Here is a 3,843-nt window from a genome sequence, read left to right as displayed (position 1 = left end):
CCGTGAAAACATCTCGTTTTGCAGCGGTCACGGCATACGTATTTCAGGCAAAAAACTCGGAAGACCGAAGAATTACGCCGACAGCAAGGCTGAAAAGAAGGCAGCATATAAAGATAATACCGACAGGATCGAAGTGGAGCGTAAGTTCAGTCTCGCAAAGCGCAAATTCGGTCTTGGTCTGCTGCTCACAAAAAGAGAAGACACAACAAGAGCATCGATAGTTCTCAGCGTTATCGCAATGAACATCGACCGCCTGGCGGCGATGCTTTTGCGCTTCTGGAAAATAGTGATAAATATTCGCTTCTCATATCGCCAGCCGGTATGCCATGGATTTTAGAGGCTTGTTGAGGAGAGACTATATAGACATATTTCTAATAGCAGACATCTTACCGAAACAAATGATCATATATGGCTGAGTGCAACATTTGGCATGACTGTGCTTATTTACATTATCATTATGTTCGTTGCGGCAATATTAATGCACAAAAAACAGATCAGATACTACAAACTGTTTTACTGGTTACTGCCAACAATTGTATTACTGCTTCCTGTCATCAAACTGATTAACGATTCGGTAATAAGGTGGGAATAGTAAAAATTATGCTTTTTCCATGACAATGGTCGTATTATATTGTTATTACGGTTAAACAAATTGATGCATAACACCCCCGAGTCCTCTTTTTTGAATAGGGCTTGGGGGTGTGCGCACTGAAACAGCTTATTTCACCAGTTAATATGTTTTTTTACTCTGATGTTCGGATATGGTTAGAGGGTGCTGCGGTTGCAACAGCCTCTTTCGTTATTCTCATTCAAGAAGTTCTAATAATTCCTTGAAATCGTCAAGATGATTATTTAAAATTTGCTCAATGTCCAAGCATTCGATAAATCCTTCGCTTTTTCCGCCTTTAGTATAGACCTTCTGACCGCATCTGAAAATATCTGCTTATTTTTCTGCGCCGCTTGAATTATTTTTAAATTTAGGAATATTATCTATCTTTAAATAGGTAATAATCCCTTTGCTATCTTCTAAGAACCAGTCTTCTATGGAATAGACTGCTTTAATAAAATGTGGAATTCCACCTTTATTAATAATAGTCTGTTTTGTGTCGTTTTCATTTATAGGTGGATTTTTTCTGAAGCGTGCAGGTTTTTGAGCTGAATCCAATACGTCGGTGTCAATACACATAAAGGCATGGAATATAAATTTGGTATTAGGCGCTTTTTGTTCACTCTTTTTAAGTTTATGATTTTTGATAGGTTTGTTATCTTTGAGAAACTTAGTTACCGCAAAATCAAATTGTCTGGCTGCAATAGTCTTATAGTTACCTATTCCCTTGATATTGATTGGATGAAGGAATTTAAAACTGTCAGAATTCTGATGATTTTTTAAAAGTAACTCTCGAACTTTATTGTAAAAGCTAACCTCGGTGTCGCCTTCGACCAGAAGAATTATAACATGAATCTCTTTTTTTAGCCATATTTATTCCTCGCCATCATCCTCAGACACTATCTGCGAGTCCGATAAATAGCAGCTAAGCATTTCAGCAGCATTTTCAAATGACAGACCATTGAATAAATAATCTCCGATGCTGCTGCCTTCATTGTAAGCATCACTAATAAGCTTTTTAGGTTTATTAATATACCTAAAATCTACCTGCCCTGTTTCTGTAGGAAGACCCAGCACAATGTCTCTCGGATCGATAAATTGAATGATATATCGTGAATGGCTTGTAAAAACGAGCTTACAGTCACCGGAGAGAAGATCCAGAATACTGATATAATTTTGAAGCAGTTTAGGATGAATTGAGTTTTCAGGTTCTTCTAAGGCAAGCACAGACAAATTGTTGATCTTAGCATTCACCGCTGTTGTAAGCGTTAAAAAAACTCTTTTGGTACCATCTGAAAGATAGTTAAAGTCTATCGGGCGAATTAAAGATGAGTCAGATACACTTAATGTATAAACATTATTATTAAATAGTATCTCAGAATCAATTTGCGACGGATCATTCATACTATGGCTTATAGGATGTTCCTGACAAGTAACTTCCTTTATATTAGGAAACAGTTGCTTAAACCCATCTATCAACATACCGTATTCATCAGGATGATTTTCTTTCATTTCCCAGATCATTCTAGGTACATTTATCTGACTATTCCCTCTATAATTGATAGGGTCAAAACCGTAAGATTCATTCGCATTAAGATGATCTTCGATCAGAAATTTCAAATTATTGAGTTCAGTCAATATGTTCAAATATGCATCATCATTATCAATGATATTGACAAGAAAGTTTATAGCTAATGAATTATCCTTGATTATAATTGGACGCTTGTTTCTGCTTTTCAACGAGGACCTGAAAGTATAAACGTCACTACCCGCCAATTTAACAATAAATGCACCGCCGGAGATGTTTTTAGAAGATATTTTTAGCGATTCAAAATTTATAAAGCCGGGAGTTGTTTTTGTACGCCATTTAAATGAATACGTGTATTCAACATTGTAGATTTTTTCATCGAGATCGATCATATCGGCATTAACGGAGAATGTGAAATCTCGTCCTGAATTGGCCGATAAAAAAGGGAATGCAGGCAGATATTCAAATATGTCTTTTTTGATCTCATTACTGCCCTTTATAAAATCGATTCCAAATCTGATAGCGTTTATTAAATTGGATTTTCCGTAATTGTTAAGTGCTATAATTGCAGTAATGTCATTTAAATTCAGTGTAACATTGGATAAATTCCTGTAACCGTCAATATAAAAGCTTTTTATTATTGTTTTCATTTTTTTACCTCTAAAAGATTGCCGAATCAAACGATTATAGTCTATTATATTCATATTATATCACTTCTTTCCTAAAAATGCAAGGTTTTCTTTCAAAAAAATTTAAAAATCAAAGTATTTCTTGCAGAAATGCTTATTAAGTGCACGAAAATGTTGCACTAATTATATCTCGTTACCAGAAAGATATGTGTCGGATCTTATTCTTGAGAAACGTTTTATTTGATTTAAGTATTCTTATACCAGCATATAAAGTTAATTGTCTAATATATATTGTGGTAATTTGTTAGATTAACAATAATTAAGTATATAATCCTAAATCGTATATTAATATATTGACATTCCATATTGAACATGATATACTAACTTTCGCACGTTAAAAATTTTAAGTAATTCGTCATGCAATTTTGGCATGATAGTTTATTCAGGAGGGTTAAAATGAAGCAAAAAAGGTCTGAAAAGCTGAAACGAATAGTTTCAGGACTGTTATCATTGTCAATGATAACAAGTGTATCAGCAGTTTTACCTGCAAACGCTGATGCTGTAAGTAAGCAGGAGGCATATCCGTATGCGGTGTTTGCAGCCGATGAACTTGGCGGTATAACACTTAATGTGGATGGCCTGACAGTCAACGGAAATGCTTGTACAAACGGTGTATATTCGACAACTGCTAAATATGCCAACATTAATGGCACTATCTCGGAGAATGAAGCTCTTGTCGTTGATGAGGTAGTAACTGATGATGAAACTACCACCGATGCACAGGACAGTACTAAGCCTTTTGATGTCAGCAGGGATATGATCTATATCCACAACAAGCTAATGACAATCTGGTTCAATAATAGCCGTAATTTTGATAACGACTATACGCTGTCTGAGATGAACATCAACCTCAATTCACCGGTGTATGTTACAGGCAAGATGTCGTATAATGGCAATGTTGCGCTGAATACTGCAATCGGTGCAGTTTCCGATGTTACTCTCAGCGGCGGAAATCTCAACGGCAACAATGCTGTTATCTATTCCAAATTCGGTGATATAAATATCGATGAAAGTCAGGC

At 35.6% G+C, this 3,843-nt stretch carries 3 protein-coding genes and 1 pseudogene; 2 read left to right on the top strand and 2 right to left on the bottom strand.

Going from position 1 to position 3,843, the window contains the following annotated elements; translation table 11 throughout:
* Positions 1 to 337: transposase (locus BM265_RS19360; RefSeq protein WP_143098769.1), on the top strand; the 337-nt coding region annotated here is incomplete at its 5' end.
* A 606-nt stretch (positions 338 to 943) separates the two neighbouring features.
* Here BM265_RS19360 and BM265_RS19355 read toward each other — a convergent pair.
* Together BM265_RS19355 and BM265_RS19345 are read right to left on the bottom strand one after the other, a co-directional pair.
* Entirely contained in the window at positions 944 to 1,186 is a 243-nt protein-coding gene (locus BM265_RS19355; protein ID WP_074963549.1) for a hypothetical protein, read from the bottom strand.
* 294 nt (positions 1,187 to 1,480) lie between these two features.
* Positions 1,481 to 2,785, bottom strand: a complete 1,305-nt coding sequence (locus BM265_RS19345) for an AAA family ATPase (RefSeq protein ID WP_177219656.1) — start codon at positions 2,783 to 2,785, stop codon at positions 1,481 to 1,483.
* Between the two features lie 435 nt (positions 2,786 to 3,220).
* On the opposite strand from BM265_RS19345, the pseudogene BM265_RS19340 reads away from it, so the two are divergent.
* Positions 3,221 to 3,843, top strand: a pseudogene (locus tag BM265_RS19340) (amidase domain-containing protein); the annotation flags it as partial.

This window comes from Hominimerdicola alba, from assembly GCF_900112155.1.
Classification (GTDB): domain Bacteria; phylum Bacillota; class Clostridia; order Oscillospirales; family Ruminococcaceae; genus Hominimerdicola; species Hominimerdicola alba_D.
This window is presented reverse-complemented; position numbering and strand designations above follow the sequence as displayed.